Consider the following 20,780-nt stretch of genomic DNA (forward strand, 5'->3'; position numbering starts at 1 on the left):
CACGACCGTTAAGCCCTCCAGCGCCGATGGTACTTGGACCGCAGGGTCCTGGGAGAGTAGGACGTTGCCAAGCAAAAAGTAAAAAGGATCATGATCTTTTTGAGATCATGATCCTTTTTTGTATATAAGTGAATTTATTTATATTCTTACTCCTTTGGTACCTTTAAAGCCGTTTGTTTATATAGTTGTCCTTCGTAGGAGTACAGTTGTTTGTACAGGGAAATACTACGGGTTAGGGCTGTTGATGAAGGCTTGACACCCCTATACCGCTTTGCTAAGATTGCAATAATATATTTTCAGAGAGCCTTGATTTGTCCATGTCGGACAGACAACAAGACCAATACAGACTAAACATTTTGAAGGAGGATCATCTTGGTGTGGGAAGATAAATTCGGTAAGGAAGGCCTTACCTTTGACGATGTTTTGTTGGTACCTCGTAAGTCGGTGGTACTGCCCAAAGAAGTAAGCGTAGCAACTCGTTTGAGTGATAACGTGAAGCTGAACATTCCTTTAATGAGTGCTGGTATGGATACTGTTACTGAGGCAGTGCTAGCAATTGCGATGGCTCGTGAGGGCGGTATTGGTGTTATTCATAAAAATATGTCGATTGAGCAGCAAGCGGTAGAGGTAGATCGGGTTAAGCGCTCAGAGAGCGGTGTTATCACCAATCCATTCTCATTGACTCCAGATCATTTGGTGTCCGATGCTGAGGCAGTGATGGGTAAATATCGTATTTCCGGCGTGCCTGTTGTAAACGAAGAGAACAAACTGGTGGGTATTATTACTAACCGTGATCTTCGCTTTATTCACGACTTTGATCTTAAAATTAGTGAAGTCATGACGAAGGAAGAACTGGTAACTGCACCAGTAGGCACGACTTTACAGGAAGCGGAAGTCATTTTGCAAAAGCATAAAATTGAAAAGCTTCCACTGGTCGATGAAGGGAACTACCTCAAAGGTTTGATCACCATCAAAGATATTGAGAAAGCTATTCAATTTCCGAACGCAGCGAAGGATGCACAAGGGCGTCTTCTGGTCGGTGCGGCTGTCGGCATTTCCAAGGATACGTTTGAACGGACTGAAGCACTTGTAAAAGCTGGTGTGGATTTGATTGTTGTGGATTCCGCTCATGGCCATCATATTAACATTATTGAAGCAGTCCGCGAGTTGCGTAAAACATATCCTGATCTGACGATTGTAGCAGGTAATGTAGCTACAGGTGACGGAACGCGCGAATTGATTGAAGCAGGAGCATCGGTCGTTAAGGTCGGTATTGGTCCAGGCTCTATCTGTACAACACGCGTAATTGCAGGGATTGGTGTTCCACAAATAACAGCTATTTATGATTGTGCAACAGTAGCACGTGAATATAATATTCCGATTATTGCAGATGGCGGTATTAAGTACTCTGGTGAAATTACAAAGGCCATTGCGGCAGGGGCCTCTGCAGTAATGCTGGGAAGTCTTTTTGCAGGTACGGAAGAAAGCCCAGGCGAGTCGGAAATTTATCAAGGACGTCGCTTCAAAGTATATCGTGGTATGGGCTCTATGGCTGCGATGAAGCAAGGTAGTAAAGATCGTTATTTCCAAGATGACGACAAGAAATTGGTACCAGAAGGTATTGAAGGACGCGTTGCTTATAAAGGGCCACTTTCCGACACTGTTCACCAGCTGTTGGGCGGTCTTCGCTCCGGTATGGGATATTGTGGTACTGCTAATATTGAGGAGCTTCGAAACGATACAAGCTTTATCCGTATTACAGGTGCAGGTCTGCGCGAAAGCCATCCGCATGATGTGCAGATTACGAAAGAAGCACCAAACTACTCTCTATAAAGTTCGGCTGTAATAGACTTGACGACAGGCAGAGCGCATTTCGCTCTGCCTGTCTTTTTTTAGAGATACCCCTGTGATAGAATAGACAAGTGTCCGCCTTCTCATGAGGTTATTGATGAATTAGGACGCTTAGGTATTTTGGACGATTCCTACCAGTTAAGAAGATTCGGGCACAGAATGCTCATGACAAGCTATATCTTAGGAAACGAAATGACACTAAACTGTATAATACTAAAACATTAATTCTTTGGCCAAGTAAAGGCTGTAACCACCGTCTCGTTATACATAGCATAGCGGTTCGGGTTGAGGTACGAGAGGAGTTTGTATTCATTTGAAAGCGAACAATTTTAAGAAAAATAATAAACGCAGCATGATTAAAAAGAGTGTGACTGCAGTCATGGTGCTTAATATGATGTATATGTCGGCCTTACCTGTTGTAGGCAATTTCGATTCAAGCGTGGCTACTTTTGCTGCTGGAGCGGCAACAGAGGCAACGAATATCACGGGGACAGGTTCTATTAACCCCCCTAGTCTGGCACTTCGTTCCGCCATTTTGGTCGAGCCTTCCACAGGACAGGTCTTGCTTTCTATGAATCCAGATGAGCCGCTCCCGCCAGCCAGTATGACCAAAATGATGACAGAGTACCTCGTAGCGGAGCAGGTTAAGCAAGGAAAACTTAAGTGGACGGATAAGGTTACGGTTAACGAGAATGCTTCTAAGAGTATCGGATCACGTATTTTTTTGGCTCAAGGGGATCAACATACGGTAGAAGAGCTTTATATTGCCATGGCAGTAGGTTCTGCCAATGATGCAACAGTAGCTCTTGCTGAACGCGTATCTGGAACCGAGCAGGATTTTGTAAAACTAATGAATGAAACAGCTCAGAAAATGGGTATGAAAAATACGTATTTTATCAACTCGACTGGTTTGGACCGTAAGGATATGCCTACAGGGTTTCAGCCGGACACAGACCGGGAAACTGTAATGACAGCGAGAGACGCAGCTACTCTGGCCAGTTACATCATTAAGGATCATCCGGATTATACACGGTTTACAACAATTCAATCGTACAAATTCCGTCCAACCGACAAAGCACCGATTATTAACTATAACTGGATGCTAGAAGCGAACAAAAATATTACTAACTTTAGAAAATTTGCTTATCCTGGCTTGGACGGAATGAAAACGGGCCATACGAGCAATGCTGGAAACTGTTTTACAGGTACGGCTGAACGTAATGGAATGCGTCTCATCAGTGTAGTTATGGGAGCAGATTCAGAGCCTCACCGTTTTACAGAGACGGCTAAAGTGCTGAATTATGGCTTTGATAACTTTGAAGTGAAGCAGGTTGTGGCTCCAAAGACAGTGGTTAAGGGCGTTGAGAATGTGCCTGTGACCAAAGGTACAGAAACAGAAGTGCCGATCGTCACAAAAGATGCAGTAAGTTTTATCGTGCCTAAGGGTGCGAGCAATCCTAAGGTAACCTTTACAACGAATATAACACCAGCAAGCTCTCTCGTGGCACCTTTGAAGCAAGGGGCAAAAGTCGGAACGATTACGTACACATACAAAACGGATGGCGTGGATAAAGGCCAGACGAAAACTGTTGATTTGGTTACAACTACAGCAGTAGAAGAGGGCGGTTGGTTCCGAATGCTATTCCGGGCAATTGGTGATTTCTTCGGCGATTTGTTCCAGGGAATTAAAAATCTCTTCTAAAGATGAAACGCTAACCGGTCTAACCTGTTCTGCATTACTTATTTTGCAACTTGAAATGATTGTGTATTTGGCGTTCGTACGGTAAAATCTTAAGTTAGAAATCTAAACGTAACCCTTACAGGAGGCAACGACATGGAAACGGGAACTTCGCGTGTAAAAAGAGGTATGGCAGAGATGCAAAAAGGCGGCGTAATCATGGATGTCATGAACGCTGAACAGGCTAAAATTGCTGAGGCAGCAGGCGCTACAGCCGTAATGGCTCTTGAACGAGTGCCTTCGGATATCCGTGCAGCGGGTGGGGTTGCTCGCATGGCTGACCCTACGATTGTGGAAGAGGTAATGAAGGTTGTTTCTATTCCTGTTATGGCTAAGGCTCGTATTGGTCACTTTGTTGAGGCAAAGGTACTGGAATCTCTAGGTGTTGACTACCTCGATGAGAGCGAAGTATTGACACCTGCGGATGAGGTATTCCATATCGATAAGCGGGAGTTCACCGTTCCATTTGTTTGTGGAGCCAAGGATCTAGGGGAAGCATTGCGTCGTATCGGTGAAGGCGCATCTATGATCCGTACAAAGGGTGAACCGGGAACTGGGAATATTGTTGAGGCTGTTCGTCACATGCGTTTTATCAATGGTCAAATTCGCAAGGTGCAAAACCTGTCGAAGGACGAGCTGTATGCAGAAGCGAAAAACCTCGGAGTTGCTTATGAGCTGCTGTTGGAAGTGCATGAGCTTGGTAAGCTTCCAGTGGTTAACTTCGCAGCGGGCGGTGTAGCAACACCTGCAGATGCTGCGTTGATGATGCATTTAGGCGCTGATGGTGTATTTGTAGGTTCTGGTATCTTCAAGTCGGATAGTCCTGAGAAATTTGCGCGGGCCATTGTGGAAGCGACCACTCATTATACGGATTACAAGCTGATTGCAGAAGTGTCCAAGAATTTGGGGACTCCTATGAAAGGCATTGAAATTTCCAAACTGGCATCGCATGAGCGCATGCAAGATCGTGGTTGGTAAGAAAGAAGGGACCGGCATGAAAATAGGTGTATTGTCGCTGCAAGGCGCTGTAGCTGAGCATATACGAAGTGTTGAACGTGCGGGTGCTGAAGGTATAGCAGTGAAGAAGATCGAACAGCTCGATGAGCTGTCCGGTCTTATCATTCCTGGTGGTGAAAGCACCACTATCGGTAAGCTAATGCGCAAGTATGATTTTATAGAGGCTATACGCCAATTTTCCAATCAAGGGAAGCCTGTATTTGGCACTTGCGCGGGATTGATTGTACTGGCCAAAACGATTCAAGGACAGGAAGAAGCACATTTGGGACTCATGGATATTACAGTATCGCGTAATGCCTTTGGTCGCCAACGAGAAAGCTTTGAAACTGACTTGAACATTAAAGGGATTGAGGAGCCGGTTCGTGCGGTGTTTATACGCGCGCCTTTAATACAATCTGTCGGAATGGGAGTAGATGTGCTGTCTGAGTATAACGGCGAGATTGTAGCAGCCCGTCAGGGTCATCTGCTGGCTTCATCCTTCCATCCGGAATTAACAGACGATTACCGGTTACATCAGTATTTTGTGGATATGGTCCGCGGATAGCGGAAAGTCAGGTTTGTAGTGTAGGAGGGATCACCTGTGTTAGATATAAAGATTTTGCGTAATGAGCTTGGTCGGGTTGAGAAAGCTTTACAGAACAGAGGTAAATCTCTGGATCTGATTAATGGTTTTACGGATCTGGATGTAAGCCGTCGTGAGTTGCTTCAGGAAAGTGAAGGACTCAAAAATCGTCGGAATGTCGTATCTGGTGAAGTAGCCAAGTTGAAGAAGAATAAGGAAAATGCGGATGATCTTATTGCTGAAATGCGCCAGGTCTCCGATCGTATTAAAGAATTGGATGAGCAAGTGCGTGAACTGGAGGTTCAGATCGACGAATTGGTGATGTCGATTCCTAATATTCCTAATGAGACTGTGCCTGTAGGCGCTTCGGAAGAGGATAATGTGGAAATTCGCCGCTGGTCGGAGCCGCGCGAGTTTTCTTTTACACCCAAAGCGCATTGGGAGTTGGCTCAGGATCTAGATATTCTCGATTTTGAGGCTGCAGCTAAGGTGACGGGTTCTCGTTTTACGTTCTATAAGGGACTGGGAGCGCGATTGGAACGTGCGCTAATTAACTTTATGATGGATCTGCACAGCAGTGAGCATGGTTATGAAGAAATGCTACCTCCATACATTGTAAATCGGGACAGTCTGTACGGAACGGGTCAGCTTCCGAAGTTTGAAGAGGATCTGTTTAAACTGCGTGATACCGAGTATTATCTTATTCCTACGGCCGAAGTTCCGGTAACGAACTACCACCGTGAAGAGATTATGAATGCAGATCAGCTTCCTAAATATTATGTGGCATACAGCTCTTGCTTTCGCTCAGAGGCAGGATCAGCAGGGCGTGATACACGTGGCTTGATTCGTCAGCATCAATTCAATAAGGTGGAAATGCTCAAGCTGGTTCACCCAGATACCTCTTATGAAGAATTAGAGAAAATGACGAATAACGCTGAGCGTGTTTTGCAGCTGCTCGGACTTCCATATCGGGTGCTGGCACTTTGCACAGGAGATATGGGTTTTACGTCTGCCAAAACGTACGATCTGGAAGTATGGTTGCCGGAGAGCGGCATGTACCGTGAGATTTCTTCCTGTTCCAACACTGAAGACTTCCAAGCGCGTCGTGCAAACATCCGGTTTCGTCCAGATGCGAAGGCAAAGCCTGAATTTGTACATACACTGAACGGTTCAGGATTGGCTGTAGGACGGACTGTAGCTGCTATTTTGGAGAACTATCAGCAAGAGGACGGAAGCATTGTGATTCCCGAAGTGCTACGTTCATACATGCGAGGCATTGAGGTTATAACTCCTAAACAGTAAGCCTTGCATTCTTAAAAATTCTGTGGTAAAATAATTTTGTTGCGCCTGAGTTGTTTAATAGAGGGAAGCAGCTTTATCCATTTACCACCTGGAGAGGTACCGAAGCGGTCATAACGGGGCGGTCTTGAAAACCGTTAGAGTGCAAGCTCACATGGGTTCGAATCCCATCCTCTCCGCCATATTCTAAATAAAACCAAGCCATTCGAATCTGATAGCTGGTACATTAGGCTCTATATGCTAATGATCAGGAATCGTGAAGAATGGCTTTTTTGTTGTATAAAAAACCTGTTTTTTTCACACGTTATCAGATGTGGAGGTGCTGGCATGAATCGAGAAATGACAGTAGATCAGCAAAAGCTGGTAGAGGCCTGGCAGGAACAACTGCCGATTCTTTTGAATTCAGGGGATAAATCACAGGTACAGGCAGATGAAGCTGATAACCGGGCTATACGAATCCATATCGAGGTAGAAGGCCGACAAATGTACTCCTTTAACTTTGCATGTACGTATGTAGATTCTCGGGAGGTACAGGTTAGCTTAGTCGATGTAGAGCGTGACGGACGGTCTGTGGATGAACGAACAGATATCATTCAACAGCTGGTGTCCGATTATACGCGGCACATTCACCAATGCGCCCAAACATTACAGTCATTAACGCACTCGTAGTCATGAAGGAATGAGGAGGAAGGTTACATGACCAAGGCCAAAAACGGATTGGATAAAAACCTGTCCAACATTGTCGATGATTTGGAACAACGTCCAGTCAATAGTCATCAGGCACAGCAAGTGCAGCAGGATCGTAATGATCGTCGTCATCAGGATTCACTGAATCACGATAAAACGGAAGATCTGAACCATCTATAGTCCTATTTTAAATGGTAATAAACGGATTCGTTGATGTGCCAATAATTTAGACTGAGAATGGAGGATGCGTAAATGGGCAAACCTAGAGCTGTTCCTGTTCCCGAGGCTCAGGATTCTGGTGGAAGTAACGAAAAGCGTGAGCGTAGTCATCAACAAGAGCCGTTATCCGGTTCCAAGAAGGTGAAACAGCGCAATCACGTGGATCACCATAACAGACAAGGTTCATAAGCAGTCAGACTTTTCTCCTAAAAATATTAAGAAGTATAGTACACCCTGGTTAGAGAGCCAGGGTGTCTTTGTGCTTATTGCAAGAAAATTTTCCAATAAGTGTTTCGCCGTTTATGAATATGAGTTAAAATAGAGGGTGTGTATTTTTTTGTTAGCATAAAAAAAGGGGTTAATTATGAGAGGAGAGAATCTACACAATGAGTAAAAAATTATCCGTCTTGGTCCTCACTATGGTGTTGCTAATGACGGTAGCGCTGGTAGGTTGTAGCAAGAAGTTAGAACCGAAGGAAGCTGTTACGACTGGTACAGCAAATGCGATGAAGTTGAATTCCTATGAATCCAAAAGTCAATTTACCGTTAAGGAACTGACAATTACCTCCGCTTCTGTGCCAGCTGAGCAAAGTGCAATGGTAACTAGCATGCTGAAAAATGCTGATATTACACTGGATGGCGTATACCAAAAGGAGCCTTTCCAATCTGAAATGACGCTTGGCATTCATTTGAAGGGTGATCTTTCTACTAGCTTTACGATTCCAATGGTAATGACTAAAGATAAATTGTACGTTAAAATTCCTAATATTCCATTTTACCCGCTTCCACAGGATGTTGTAGGTAAATTCCTGCTCATTGATCCACAAGAACTGGCTAAACAAACGGGACAAGAATTTAACCCTGCAACCATGGATCAGGAAAAATCTCAGAAATTTGCGAACGAAGTGATTGCTGCGATCATGGGCGAGTATGATCAAGCTACGTATTTCTTTGATATTGATCCTAAAGATGCTAAATTGCCGCAAGGCGTTGAAGCTAAACAAGTGGTTCAGTTTAAAATCACGAACGATAACGTGAAGCAAGCGACCAATACATTTATCACTAAGGCGCTTCCTAAGGTCCTGGATATAATGTCTAAAGACGAATATGCTGGCATGCTTCAAGTGAAGAAGGAAGAACTGGCTGAAGCGAAAAAAGAACTGCAATCCAACACCAGCGAAGTTAGCAAAAAGCTGGATGAGTTGAAGAACTATTTGACAGTGAAACAGTTTGACATTAACACTGCTTTGAACAAGGATAACGTTCCTGTGTATCAAGATCTGAATGCGAACGTGGAAGTGAATGATCCTTCTACGAAAGATAATGTGAAGTTGTCTGTAACAGGCTACTCGCAATACAGCAAAATCAATGAAAAAGCATCATTTAAAGTGGGGATTCCAACAGCTGACCAAGTCCTCACTATCGAACAACTACAACAAAAAATGCAAACTGTATCTCCTTAAACAGAGGATGACAGGATTACAAACATCATTTCTTCGAATGTGATGTAAGAAAACCGCTCGGCATAGGCCGGGCGGTTTTTTTGTTCATGATTAAGTTGTCCTCCGTGCAGTTGTTCAGATTCGTCACACGTCATCTTCAGCTAGAATCCCGAACATCTGATGATCCTGCCATTCGCCCTGAATCTGTACCAGCTTGCGAGCAATACCTTCCGGTTGAAAGCCACACTTCTGTAATACACGTTGTGAGCGATCATTATGCAGAAGGGTACCTGCTTGGAGACGATGTAGAGATAAGGCACGGAAGGCATACTGTATGATCAACTTTAAAGCGGCCGTCATATGTCCCTTACCCTGCTCATGTTGATCCATCATATAGCCGACGTCGGCGAATTGTCCAACTCCACGCACCAGATTGGAAATGGAGATGTAACCTATCAGCCGTTCTTGTTTTAAGAGAAAGACACCAAACAAGTACCCTCGATCTTCTTCCGCTTGATGCAATCTCTCACGGATGTAATCCTGTTGTTTTTTTAAAGTGAAAAATGAATCCTCATACAGTGGCTCATAGGGCGCATGAGAGTCCCTATTTCGAAGTCTAAGGGCGAGAAGGGCTTCGCCATCCTCCAAGCTTAGGGGACGTAAAAAGATACCTTGAGGCGTATTATACAAGCTCATAGGCATAAGAGATCTCCTTTCACGCGGAATTAGCAGTGAGATGAAGAGCTTTGGACTTTTCCTCCTCAGGATGGAGATGAAGGAGGAGACAATTTGGCAGCCGCTCTTTTTTGCCGGAGCTGCCGAAAAAAGTTTGTTAGCATGGAGGCACATTCCTCCTGAAGTACACCGTGGGTTACTTCTGTACAATGATTGAACCGAGGCTCCTGCAATAAATTCATTAGCGTGCCTGCACAACCCGCCTTGGGATCTGTGGTGCCGTATATTAGATGGGGGACGCGTGATTGCACAATGGCTCCAGCGCACATCGGACACGGCTCCAAAGTGACATACAGCCTGCAATCCAGCAGGCGCCAAGCGCCCAAATGCTCACTGGCCTGCCGGATGGCAACCATCTCTGCATGTGCAGTTGGGTCGGTGTCGGTCTCGCGCAAATTGTAGCCGCGACCGATGAGTTCATTATCTTTTACAATGACAGCTCCGATGGGGACTTCACCCAACGCTTCTGCCTTGTACGCTTCCTGAATGGCTTCTCTCATCCAATAGGCGTGATCCATAATGGTCACTGGGAAAATGCTCCTTTCAAACGCGGAATTATCCAACGAACAAGTATTCCGTTGTTAACATGATGTGAATAAAATTGTGGATAACACCATACTTGTCCACAGATTTATCCACAGTTTATAATAACATCTGTGTATTTGTGGACTATATGTGGATGATTATCTTAATACATTGTAGGTAAATGCTCGCCTATTGACAACATTGTTCACAGGATGTGTATTTATGTATATCCGGTAAATGTAAATGCTGGTATCCCAGGCACTATTACGGTATCATTGAGTTAGCAATTGCCAGTAATCGCCAGCATACGGCAAGAGGTGAGAAATCAGTGTGTCGATAAAAATCAGAATAACGATCATTTTGTCGGGGTCGGTCCTGTTTATCCTATTGTTAAACATCGCACTCAATTACTACACGACCCACGAAAATCTAAGAAGTGACAGTGAAACCAAAATGGTTCTGACGGCTAAAATCATCGGAGGAGCTATCGAACAAACCCGACATAGCTGGGAGGCCGTTGACAAGCAGCTCGGATATAATCTGTGGCTTTCTGCTACGTTGGCTGCCAATCAGCTCGATCCCGATATTCGTAATATCCAGCAGGAACAGCTACAACAGATAGCTACACTCCACAGGGATATTAATATCTCGTTGATGATCCGAGATGGACAGGGATATAAGGTTGTCAAATCTTCGAATCCTAAAGAGCTAACGTCATCCGATCCATTAATGGGGTATTGGAAAAATGCAGTTGACCAATTATATAAACATGGACAGGTGGCCATGGCGCATGGTCAGAACCTAGATCATTTTTGGACCAGTTCTTTTGATTACACAGATTCAGGTTCCTCACATATTAATAAATGGGGATTTTATTATGACCAAAAACGTAACTACTTAATTCGAATATCCTTCCAGGATACTTCAGTCCAGGATTTTATACCTATCCTGAGCCCAGCTGAGATTGTGAAGCAGACTCAGCAAGTGGATTATCGCATTTTGGAGATAACAGGAATCAACCCTGCAACCTTTGGTGGCGCTACGATGGACAAGAACGGTAACGATCGAAAGCACTACTACATGTACAACGAACCGATCCAATTCGGCACGTATCAACTAACAAGAGTGCCTGAGGATCGTTTGGCCGTGTCCAGGGCGATCCTTTCGGGAGAGAGTATCGTACAAGATTGTTATATTAAAGGCGAACGGGTGCTTGTCAGCTACATACCTTTTTATCCGACAAACCGTGATTCCTATGTCATTCGTATTGTCATGAATTATGATACAATCGCTTCTGTTATATCCAAGCAATTAATCAGTTTAGTTGCTATTTCCATTGTTCTATTGGAGGTTGTGATCATTGGAAGCTATGTGCTCGCCAGCCTATTTGTCCGTCCGATTCAGTCGATATTGGGAAAAGTGAATGAGATGGCTGACGGCCATTTTGATACACGGCTAGAAATTAAGGGCGGCCATGAGCTTGCACAGCTGGGTGAGCGCATCAATGCGATGGCCTACAACCTGGGGATGTATACGAGAAGACTTGAACAAATGTATGAAGAAAACCGTTCTGTAAAGGAGCATCTAGAATCGGTTATTAATCAGACGGCAGATGCAATTCATGTAACCGATCAGGAGGATCGTGTTGTTCGGGTCAACCATGCCTTCGAAGCTTTGTACGGGTGGACCAAGAAAGAATTGGTTGGCCGTAAGCTGGAGTTTGTGCCTCCGCAGCAACAGGAGGAGTATGAATTTCAGAAGGAGAGCCTGCTTCAGGGAGAAAGCATCGTATCAAGCGAGACCCTACGAATGCGTAAGGATGGAAGTACAGTAGAGATTAGTATGAGTACTTCACCTATTCTGGATGAACAAGGCGAAATCTTAGGCTTTATCTGTGTCTCGCGTGATATCACAGGGCGTAACCGGATGGAGGAACTGCTACGTAGATCAGAGAAGCTGACAACCGTAGGACAACTGGCGGCAGGCGTAGCGCATGAGATTCGTAATCCATTAACCACGCTACGTGGCTTCCTACAACTACAGCAGCAAAATCAAGTGTTGAATATGAAACACAACGATATTATGATGTCTGAGCTGGATCGCATCAATTTGATCGTTAGCGAGTTTTTAATATTGGCAAAGCCACAGGCAGTACATTTTCAGAAAAAAGATGTTCGTTATATTGTGAGTGATGTTATTTCTTTGCTAGATAGCCAGGCGCATCTGTTGGGTATTGTATTCAACCTTCAGGTTACGGACGAGCCTGCCTTGGTATATGCTGAAGAAAATCAGTTAAAACAGGTATTCATTAATTTACTTAAAAATAGCATGGAGGCTATGAGTAAAGGCGGCATCATCACAATTCATTTGTTCTTAGAGGGAGAAAGCGTTAAAATCTTCATACGGGACCAGGGAACGGGTATTCCCGCAGAAATGCTATCCAAGCTGGGAGAACCTTTTTTCACAAATAAAGAAACAGGTACAGGACTAGGGCTTATGGTCAGCCAGCGTATTATACAGAGCCATAAAGGCACACTGGATATTGAAAGCATAGAGGGAGAGGGAACAACCGCCCTCGTGCAGCTTCCGATTGCCAAGCCCGAGTAACGGGCTGGGGGCAGGAGGAAGTGTGTTCGTAGAAATGGAGGGTATACAGGTTGCGCATTAACAAATTTATCAGCGAAACTGGCTTTTGCTCGCGCCGGGAGGCGGACAAGCTGGTAGAGAGCGGCCGCGTGACGATTAACGGCGAAGTGGCCGTGCTGGGCAGTCAAGCGGAAGAAGGCGATGATGTTCGTGTGAACGGCAAGCCACTGCGCGATAAGTCCGATCACGTCTATATTGCATTGAACAAGCCAGTCGGCATTACTAGCACGACAGAGAGTCACATTAGAGGCAATATTGTCGATTTTGTGGGGCACTCGCAACGGATATTTCCAATTGGACGCTTGGATAAGGATTCGGAAGGTCTCATTTTATTGACCAATGATGGGGACATTGTGAATAAGATTTTACGGGCAGAAGGCAAGCATGAGAAAGAATATATGGTAACAGTGGATCGTCCGGTCACACCATCCTTTTTGCAGGGGATGTCCAGCGGTGTGAAGATACTCGGTCATCGGACGCTGCCCTGTGAGATAACACGTGTATCTGAGTATGTATTCCGTATTATTCTGACAGAAGGGAAAAATCGTCAGATCCGACGTATGTGTGCTGCCTTCGGTTATGAAGTTAAAAAACTGCAGCGCCTGCGAATCATGAATATTCGATTGGGGTCCCTTCAGAAAGGCGCCTGGCGCGATTTAACAGAGGCTGAAAAGCTGGAACTGGGCCAGATGCTTGATTATACGCTTAGCTAAGGCCAGAGGCCTTCTTATAGCCTTCAGCGCTGGGTTCTCCTATATGGCAGGGCTAGACAACAGGAATCACTAAATCAAAAGGCACCAGCTGCATAAGAAATGCGGCGGTGCCTTTGTTCATATAACATATTCATGATCAACCTTCATTCGAGCTTGAGGTAGGACTAATAACTTGTGTACCGTTCTGATATTTGCGAAGAACGGAAATTTCGACACGACGGTTTTTGGCGCGTCCTTCTCCAGTCTGATTGCTTGCCAATGGTCGATACTCGCCATATCCGATGGATACAAACTTGGTAGGATCGAGCTGCGGATTGAGCAGCAAAATACGCAAGAAATTGAGCGAGCGCTTGGCACTCAAATCAAAGTTGGACGGGAACTGACTATTGGAAATAGGTACATTGTCGGTATGACCGGATACGATAACATCATAACCAGGAAACTGCTGGAGCATGCTGGAAATGGATTTGGCTAGCTTTCTCGCTTCCGGCTTTACTTCGGCCTGCCCGGATGAAAACAGGGCATTATCACTAATGGTGATCATCAGCTGAGATTGGTTCAGCTTGGTGTTCAGTAGAGTGGACAGGCCGTTATTTTGAATATACTGATCCATTTGTTTTTTAAGCTTCTTTAAATCTTCTTCTTCCCGCTGGGCGAGTTGCTTCTGCAGATCAGAGGTAGAAGTGGCTTTTGATTTTAAAGGTTGCGATACCTCTTCTTTATTTTTGCCCATATCCATGGATTGTGACGACGGATTCGCGGCCGAGTGATCCAGCACGCCAGTACCGCCACTAAAAGCTGAACTCAAGGATTGAGCCATAGTTTCAAATTTTTTGGCATCGAGCGAGCTCATACCGAATAAGACAATGAAAAGAGCCAACAGAAGGGTCATTAAGTCGGAATATGGCAACAGCCAGCTTTCGTCAGCATGCTCTTCATGCGGTTCATGTCTCTTTTTACTCACTGGAATCGCCATCCTTCTGGGTCATCGAAGCCCGTTCGGTTGGAGTTAGGAAGATTGCTAGCTTTTGGCTGATGGCAATCGTCGAGATACCGGATTGAATCGAAAGCAGACCTTCGACCATCATTAACTTAAGTTCCACTTCTTTTTTGGATAGCCGTTTCAGCTTGTTGGACATTGGATGCCATAGGACATAACCTGTAAAAATACCGAGCAACGTTGCAATAAAGGCGGCCGCAATGGCATGGGACAGTTTTTCCATGTCACTAAGGTCGGCTAGAGCGGCAATCAGACCTACAACCGCACCGAGTACCCCGAGTGTTGGAGCATACATACCGGCTTGGGAGAAAATTAGTGCGCCTGCGCGGTGTCTATCTTCGGTAGCGTTAATGTCTTCCATCAGAACATCGCGTACGAACTCCTGATCATTACCATCGATAATCATACGCATACCGCCGCGCATAAAGGGATCGTCGATCTCTTCGACCTTGGATTCCAGCGCGAGCAGACCTTCACGACGGGTAATGGATGCCCATTCAGTAAATGTACCGATAAGCTCCTTGCGATCCAGCAATTTCTGCTGGGTGAAAATAATTTTAAACAGCTTTGGCACCCGTTTCATGTCATCCATCGGAAACGCCATGAATATACTTGCTGCTGTTCCGACGAAAATAATCATGTAAGCAGCGGGATTATTGACCAGATTGACGACTGGCGCGCCCTTCAGGATCATCCCGACGACCAGTGACAAAAGCCCGAGCACAAGTCCAATAATGGTTGTAATTTGCATGATACACCTCATCCATGAGAATAGATTTTGAATCCTTTCATGCCGCATGGGTCGTCCTTGCCCCAAGCGCGTCATTATGAGACGGATTATAGTATTTATCGACAAAACTCTCTTTTTTGTTAAGGGCGAATTTCCGGTATAATAAAGTGATTATGTATTGAATCGCTGAACCACTGGAGGAAATAGCATGGGAGTAAAGCATGGGCGCGAGTATGAACAAATTTTGAACGATTTGACAGAGGCTGTGGGACGCATTCCAGATAGCTATGAATTTTTTGAAATGGAAGCAGAAGATTGGGACAGGCTGGACCCAGCGGGGCGCCAGGAAGTCAATGAGGCTTTGGCAGAAGACTTATTTTATGCACTGGGCACAGAACCTATAATCACTGTAGGCAGCGGTGTTGTGATTTATGAGCCGGAGCAGCACCGGATCTATGTACTCATCGGGGATGAGGAGCTGACGTCGGTCCCATTGATTTGATGGCCGTCTTATGGATTTATCAACGGGGCCGTGGTAATATGTACACCAATATATCGTAGTTTTGGCCGCATCTAAGCGGCTGAAAGGCTTCCGTATAAACGGGGAGGAGTTCGTAACATGCCTTTTACACAAGAAGAGATTGAAGCACATCTGGAGAAGCTGGAGGGCTGGGAACTGGAGGAAGGACGTTGGATCGTTCGGAAATATAATTTTTCCAGTTTTATGAAAGGAATTGCCTTCGTGGATGAAGTTGCCGCTATATCTGAGGCATTTAATCACCATCCATTTATTACGATTGATTACAAGACCGTGACTCTGCGTTTGACCTCCTGGGACGATGGCGGTATTATGGCCGTAGATATTAAGGAAGCCCAACAATATAATGAAGCTTTCGAAAAAATGCGCAGCAGTCATTGAGTTTGTAATGATCTGTCGTATATATGAAGAGCGCCTTCGCTATACAACATCGCGGTTGTATAGTGAAGGCGCTCTTATTTATAGAACCCGATTCTGTTGTTCAGGACGATATACCATACAATGGAACGGTTTTCTGCCATCTGGAGTCTGGCGTTCATAGGTATCCGTCAGCTCAAATCCAGCTGCCTTGTAGGCTCGGATAGCCCGCTGATTCCAAGTGAGAACCTCTAGGTCAATTTCATTCTGCGGATGCCGCCGTCTGGCTTCCTCGGCAATGGCCCGGACAAAATCGGAGCCTGTGCCATGTCCGCATCTTTCGGGATGCATTCCAAGACCCAGCCGGGTCACACCGACCATAGGGAAATATTGAGCAAATCCCGTCAGCTCATTCTCTTCGTCCAGGACCGCAACATATTGCTCTTGGCGAAGCGTGGGACTTCCAAATTCGACTTCAAGTGCCTTCATTTGTTCCCAGGGAAGCCAGCCGTATATGTTGTAGGGGGGATCATAGCGCCACTCACAGATTTCAGCCGCTTGATGCTCGTCCATCGGTACGATCCGGTAGTTGGATATTGAGGCCGGCACTTTTCCATTCCTCCTTATGCAGGTACTTCAATCATTAACCACAGATTGTAGACAAGTTGTAGGAGAATGGCAAGCGTGTTTATTTCGTACCTAAGTCGGGTATACATTCAATAAGAAGGATTTACTGCTCATATGCTCCCCCAGCGGTGACGGTAAAACCGACGATGTTCGCTAAAATTGAAACCTTTTGAGGTGTCAGTTCGTCAGTAATGATAATCATTGCGATGTAGTGGACATAAAAAACCGCAATTCGATTCCGGCCAGAATCAAATTGCGGCTAGGGTTAGCTTGCTGTGCGGTAGTTATTCTACGTTGTCGTCATCAGGAATATCTGAAGCTACAGAATGGTAAGCGTCTGTGCTCATAATTCTTTTTGCACCGACATAACGGTTAGCGTAATAATTTTCGTTCAGTGAGCTAACTACTACACCACGTGAAGTCGAGGAGTGGGCGAATTTCCCTTCACCTACGAAGATACCTACATGGGAAACGCCTCTTCCTGTGGTGTTGAAGAACACCAGGTCGCCTGGTCTCATTTCATCGCGGGATACAGAAGAACCCATTTTGAATTGTGATCCAGATTGATGCGGCAGTTTAATTCCCAGTTTGTTGAATACATACATTGTGAAGCCGGAGCAATCGAATCCCTCGAGTGTAGTGCCTCCGCTTCTGTAGTTCGTTCCTTTGGCATCTTGGATGACCTGGTCCATCTTAGAGTCTGCAAATGCACTGCTGCCACCGAATGTAAAAGATGTAAAGGCAATGGCGAGACCCATGGCTGCGATCGTTAGCTTCTTCTTCAAAAAAAATATACCCCTTCCAATGCCTGCGAGGTTAGCTTAAGGATTCGGTAGAAGGTTCCCCTATGACCACTCTGTTGCGAGATCAATTCACCCAAACTGGTTCCCCCGCTTCCTAGGTGCCAGGAATTAGGCTTAACTTAAGATGTGCACCTTGGAGAGCAGTATTCACGACAACGATGTTTTTAAGATAAAGGTTACAATAAAGATTACAAAGTTGTTACTATCAGTTCACTGCGATTATTGTAACAAAGACAGCAGGCTTTGGCAAATGTTTCATCGCAAAAAGTTACAAAAAAAATCTGTTCCTAACGCTCCAGGAACAGATTCTGTTAACAGTATTCAGTTATGTGCTGTTTGCACGGGAAAGAAAAAAGTTTTTTCGACAGCTGAAAATACAGGAGAGAGCATATTGTGAGAGGTTAGCCTCTGCTGGAGATATCGATGTGCCATAGCCGATACTGCGAACTGATATGCCACAGCCTGACCAGACTGGTAACAAAATGATACGATTGCTGGAGAATCAGTGCCAACATACCCGTCCAAATCATCGCCACGGTGCCAAATAGACCGAAAACTAGCAACACACAAGTACCGAGCAACAGGGATACACCAACAGCCGGAAGAAGCTGGCGAAAGAAGGCGAGCAGGGAGGATAGTATGGTGTGACCACTGACAGTGCCCAACTGCATATACAGGATGCACTGCCGAATGACCCAACCGTAAGCTATCCACCCCATGGCATAGGGCAACAAATGTAGCAGGTAAGAGGAAGATTGCAACGTTCCTACTACAATAGGATAGAGTCTCGGTACCACCCAAAAGGCGGGAAGCAGCAGCAAACCCAACTCGATGATGTAATACAATAGCGATGACATACCGTGGCGTTTCATCCCCTTGAAGAAGGACAGGCTTTGCGGTTCAGACGCATCGGTATGCAGGCTTTGATATATGCCAGCTCTAATGAAGGGAGTGATTAGTATGCGCAGTACGGTCGCCCCTAGTAATATCCACAAGTACACATGTACTTCCCGGCTGTCCATCAAGGCGATCTGGCCCTCCATCCAAAACAAGGTCTTTCCCAGTTCGTTTTGGCTCTGATCAGGATAACGTAGCAGCAGCGGGATAACGGCAGACTGTACCAGCCTATAGAGAAATACTCCCCACAGCAGACGATACAGAAATAAAATGATAACGATATAAAAGCGTATGCGTACCAGCGCCCAGCCTTCTTTTATAACAGTCCGCATCTATAGACACCTCACCATGACAGACTTCCAAGCAGTGTCTCCAACAGCTTGGTTACACTTACACTCCAACGGGTTTGTTGTTTTTCATCCAATTCAGCCTTCAGGCTATTATTAATATGCTTGTTCTCCAGTGCAATAGTGTATAGAGGATCTACAGTCACATAGGACACGGGGGAAGCGCTTTTGAGTCGGAAAGTTGTACTTTTGCCCGCACCATCCCATGCCTTGAATATCGTTGAGCCATCCTTGAAGGTAAATTGAACAGGTATTTTGGGATAATCTGCTCCTTTTTTGCTGAGCGTCACGACTGCTTCGTATCCATTCTCCAGCTTGTGGTTCATGATGCGATCGACTGAAAAGTCCGCCATCTGGCCGTCATATACATATTGTTCAAAATAGTGGCTCCATGATCGTCCGGTCACTCTCTCCACGACATGTTGAAAATCCTGTGAGGTCGGATGCTTGAATCGATAAGTCTGGACGTAGGTCCGCATAATCCGGTCCATTTTTTTCATACCCACCTGACGCTCAATACCTCGTAGTACTAATTTACCTCGTGAATAGGCATTTTGCGCATACTCAGCTGCCGATCCATACTTCCAGGACTCACGGTTTAGCGGCTGTGGGGAAGCTACCTGTCCCGATTGTAATGGCAAGTTGGGGGTAAGCCCATACTCTTGTTCCATGAGCCGTTCCTCTGCATAGGAGGTGAAGCCTTCATCCAGCCAAGGCTCCTCAAATTCATTGTTGGCTACCATTCCGTAGAAATATTGATGCCCAATTTCATGAACCAGCGTCCGTTCCAGATTATAGCCAGGATTCAGTTGGTCCGCAGCTGCGGCCGTGATGAGTGTCGGATATTCCATGCCGCCGGCTCCACTGCCTGTTTTGGGTGGAACGACGATGGATAGAGTGGAATATGGATAAGGCCCGTACCATTTGCTGTAGTACGAAAGGGCAGCCTTGGCTGCGCTCATGTAACGTCCTTTGAGTTCCTTATGGGACGGGTCCAGATAGAGCTTGATTTTGACACCAGGAACCTCAGTAGAAGAGAAGGGTTCTTCTACGGCTACAAAGTTGGGTGAAGCAGACCAGGCAAAATCGTGTACATCATCGGCATAAAATTGATATATTTTCTGGCCGTTCTGTCGTACTGCACCACGGGTGGGAAAACCGGTCGCTGCTACGATGTGTGTTTCAGGCACCCGAATCCGTATACTGTAAATTCCAAAGTCGGCATAGAACTCGGAGTTGCCATGGTACTGATGGAGGTTCCAGCCCTCTTCGGCGCGTCCACGTTGTCCTGCAGTCTCATAGACGCTGAGCTTTGGAAACCACTGTCCAGCCATTACAAAATCATCTGTCGCACCCATACGAGCAAAAATGCCAGGCAGTTTGACTTCAAACTTCATATATAGTGTGATTTCTTCGCCACCCCGTACCGGTTTGGGTAGACGCACCTTTATGAGCGAACGGTCGCTTGCGTTACCGTCATCTGGTTGTACATATTGAGTGCGGTGCATGAGAGATAAACCGTCTTCTGTTTTTAGTTCGGTCAGCGTCATGGAGCCAAAGCCGTCCTTAGGCATGGTGTCTCCGCGCAGCTTTCCGCCGGATTCCTTCATAAAGGTGGTTTCCATGGAAGAGAAGGCATTCGGGTATAGATGAAGATACAGATCATTCACAGTTTTCTTACCCGGATGCCTCCAGGTCAGTGTCTCAGTGCCTCGCAAAACCCGTCCTTTTTCCAGAGATACATCAATGTGATATTCCACCACCCGTTTGCTGAGAATTTCCGAAGCGGGCTGTGGAGGGTTCTTGGGCAGATCGGGCATGATGTTGGCCCCTAGAGGCTTGCCCATATTTGGCGCAAGCGCAGACTCAGACTCGGAGCCGTATAGTGGTTTGCCTGCGGACTGAGAGACGGATTGCGATTGGGGTTGCCAGGCAAACCATAACGTCCCTGCGAGGAGTCCGAGGGCTAGTGTGGACAATAAAACGATTTTGGTGCGTGCTGGGGTCATACAATGGATACCTCCCGTTGACAAGCATCTACAGCATG

Annotated in this window: 21 protein-coding genes, 1 tRNA gene and 1 riboswitch; of the genes, 14 read left to right on the top strand and 8 right to left on the bottom strand. The window is 45.7% G+C overall.

Annotated features, from left to right (window positions below):
• The first annotated feature begins 375 nt into the window (after nt 1-375).
• The 10 genes from guaB (at nt 376) to HFE01_RS25470 (ending at nt 8,836) form a co-directional block, all read left to right on the top strand.
• On the top strand, nt 376-1,833 hold the full coding sequence (gene guaB, locus HFE01_RS25425) for an IMP dehydrogenase (RefSeq protein ID WP_017427215.1): 1,458 nt from the start codon (nt 376-378) through the stop codon (nt 1,831-1,833).
• A 331-nt stretch (nt 1,834-2,164) separates the two neighbouring features.
• Nucleotides 2,165-3,553: a D-alanyl-D-alanine carboxypeptidase family protein gene (locus HFE01_RS25430; protein WP_025363665.1), complete on the top strand. Its 1,389-nt coding sequence runs from the start codon at nt 2,165-2,167 to the stop codon at nt 3,551-3,553.
• 132 nt (nt 3,554-3,685) lie between these two features.
• On the top strand, nt 3,686-4,567 hold the full coding sequence (gene pdxS / locus HFE01_RS25435) for a pyridoxal 5'-phosphate synthase lyase subunit PdxS (protein WP_013368723.1): 882 nt from the start codon (nt 3,686-3,688) through the stop codon (nt 4,565-4,567).
• A gap of 16 nt (nt 4,568-4,583) precedes the next feature.
• Nucleotides 4,584-5,150 carry a pyridoxal 5'-phosphate synthase glutaminase subunit PdxT gene (gene pdxT, locus HFE01_RS25440; RefSeq protein WP_017427217.1) on the top strand — a complete coding sequence of 189 codons (567 nt, stop codon included), beginning with the start codon at nt 4,584-4,586 and terminating at the stop codon, nt 5,148-5,150.
• 36 nt (nt 5,151-5,186) lie between these two features.
• Nucleotides 5,187-6,470, top strand: a complete 1,284-nt coding sequence (gene serS / locus HFE01_RS25445) for a serine--tRNA ligase (RefSeq protein WP_013368725.1) — start codon at nt 5,187-5,189, stop codon at nt 6,468-6,470.
• A 90-nt stretch (nt 6,471-6,560) separates the two neighbouring features.
• Nucleotides 6,561-6,649: transfer RNA gene (locus HFE01_RS25450), tRNA-Ser, on the top strand.
• 145 nt (nt 6,650-6,794) lie between these two features.
• Entirely contained in the window at nt 6,795-7,136 is a 342-nt protein-coding gene (locus HFE01_RS25455) for a hypothetical protein (RefSeq protein WP_017427219.1), read from the top strand.
• A 27-nt stretch (nt 7,137-7,163) separates the two neighbouring features.
• Nucleotides 7,164-7,334, top strand: coding sequence for a hypothetical protein (locus HFE01_RS25460; protein WP_017427220.1), 171 nt, complete (start codon nt 7,164-7,166; stop codon nt 7,332-7,334).
• Between the two features lie 72 nt (nt 7,335-7,406).
• Nucleotides 7,407-7,562, top strand: coding sequence for a small acid-soluble spore protein P (locus tag HFE01_RS25465; RefSeq protein ID WP_014599349.1), 156 nt, complete (start codon nt 7,407-7,409; stop codon nt 7,560-7,562).
• A 197-nt stretch (nt 7,563-7,759) separates the two neighbouring features.
• On the top strand, nt 7,760-8,836 hold the full coding sequence (locus HFE01_RS25470; RefSeq protein WP_031462570.1) for a hypothetical protein: 1,077 nt from the start codon (nt 7,760-7,762) through the stop codon (nt 8,834-8,836).
• Between the two features lie 123 nt (nt 8,837-8,959).
• Here HFE01_RS25470 and HFE01_RS25475 read toward each other — a convergent pair whose 3' ends face one another.
• Together HFE01_RS25475 and tadA are read right to left on the bottom strand one after the other, a co-directional pair.
• Nucleotides 8,960-9,517, bottom strand: a complete 558-nt coding sequence (locus HFE01_RS25475; protein WP_107735252.1) for a GNAT family N-acetyltransferase — start codon at nt 9,515-9,517, stop codon at nt 8,960-8,962.
• Between the two features lie 59 nt (nt 9,518-9,576).
• On the bottom strand, nt 9,577-10,077 hold the full coding sequence (gene tadA / locus HFE01_RS25480; protein WP_107735251.1) for a tRNA adenosine(34) deaminase TadA: 501 nt from the start codon (nt 10,075-10,077) through the stop codon (nt 9,577-9,579).
• Nucleotides 10,078-10,405: 328 nt separating this feature from the next.
• Between tadA and HFE01_RS25485 the strand changes: the two genes are divergently transcribed.
• Nucleotides 10,406-12,682 carry a PAS domain S-box protein gene (locus HFE01_RS25485; RefSeq protein WP_019685757.1) on the top strand — a complete coding sequence of 759 codons (2,277 nt, stop codon included), beginning with the start codon at nt 10,406-10,408 and terminating at the stop codon, nt 12,680-12,682.
• 50 nt (nt 12,683-12,732) lie between these two features.
• Complete coding sequence (gene rluF / locus HFE01_RS25490) at nt 12,733-13,434, top strand: 23S rRNA pseudouridine(2604) synthase RluF (RefSeq protein ID WP_167438754.1); 702 nt, start codon at nt 12,733-12,735, stop codon at nt 13,432-13,434.
• A gap of 136 nt (nt 13,435-13,570) precedes the next feature.
• On the opposite strand, the gene motB is transcribed toward rluF, so the two are convergent.
• Both motB and motA read right to left on the bottom strand, forming a co-directional pair.
• Nucleotides 13,571-14,398, bottom strand: coding sequence for a flagellar motor protein MotB (motB, locus tag HFE01_RS25495; protein ID WP_016818543.1), 828 nt, complete (start codon nt 14,396-14,398; stop codon nt 13,571-13,573).
• Nucleotides 14,391-15,185 carry a flagellar motor stator protein MotA gene (gene motA, locus HFE01_RS25500; protein ID WP_013368736.1) on the bottom strand — a complete coding sequence of 265 codons (795 nt, stop codon included), beginning with the start codon at nt 15,183-15,185 and terminating at the stop codon, nt 14,391-14,393. The genes motB and motA overlap by 8 nt, the downstream gene beginning before the upstream one ends.
• Nucleotides 15,186-15,372: 187 nt before the next feature.
• Here motA and HFE01_RS25505 point away from each other — a divergent pair, with 187 nt between their 5' ends.
• Both HFE01_RS25505 and HFE01_RS25510 read left to right on the top strand, forming a co-directional pair.
• Nucleotides 15,373-15,666 carry a hypothetical protein gene (locus HFE01_RS25505; RefSeq protein WP_028542600.1) on the top strand — a complete coding sequence of 98 codons (294 nt, stop codon included), beginning with the start codon at nt 15,373-15,375 and terminating at the stop codon, nt 15,664-15,666.
• A 117-nt stretch (nt 15,667-15,783) separates the two neighbouring features.
• A complete protein-coding gene (locus HFE01_RS25510; protein ID WP_007428083.1) occupies nt 15,784-16,083 on the top strand; it encodes a 4a-hydroxytetrahydrobiopterin dehydratase in 300 nt (99 codons plus the stop codon).
• Between the two features lie 78 nt (nt 16,084-16,161).
• On the opposite strand, the gene HFE01_RS25515 is transcribed toward HFE01_RS25510, so the two are convergent.
• The 4 genes from HFE01_RS25515 to HFE01_RS25530 all read right to left on the bottom strand — a co-directional run bounded on the left by HFE01_RS25515 (nt 16,162) and on the right by HFE01_RS25530 (nt 20,742).
• Entirely contained in the window at nt 16,162-16,668 is a 507-nt protein-coding gene (locus tag HFE01_RS25515; protein WP_016818545.1) for a GNAT family N-acetyltransferase, read from the bottom strand.
• A 302-nt stretch (nt 16,669-16,970) separates the two neighbouring features.
• Nucleotides 16,971-17,471: a C40 family peptidase gene (locus HFE01_RS25520; protein WP_016818546.1), complete on the bottom strand. Its 501-nt coding sequence runs from the start codon at nt 17,469-17,471 to the stop codon at nt 16,971-16,973.
• Between the two features lie 5 nt (nt 17,472-17,476).
• A riboswitch (cyclic di-AMP (ydaO/yuaA leader) is annotated at nt 17,477-17,614 on the bottom strand.
• 276 nt (nt 17,615-17,890) lie between these two features.
• Entirely contained in the window at nt 17,891-18,718 is an 828-nt protein-coding gene (locus tag HFE01_RS25525; protein ID WP_017427227.1) for a hypothetical protein, read from the bottom strand.
• Nucleotides 18,719-18,729: 11 nt separating this feature from the next.
• Entirely contained in the window at nt 18,730-20,742 is a 2,013-nt protein-coding gene (locus HFE01_RS25530; protein WP_025363672.1) for a M1 family metallopeptidase, read from the bottom strand.
• Nucleotides 20,743-20,780: the final 38 nt, after the last annotated feature.

It is taken from the genome of Paenibacillus sp. EKM10P, from assembly GCF_011800655.1.
Lineage (GTDB): Bacteria > Bacillota > Bacilli > Paenibacillales > Paenibacillaceae > Paenibacillus > Paenibacillus polymyxa.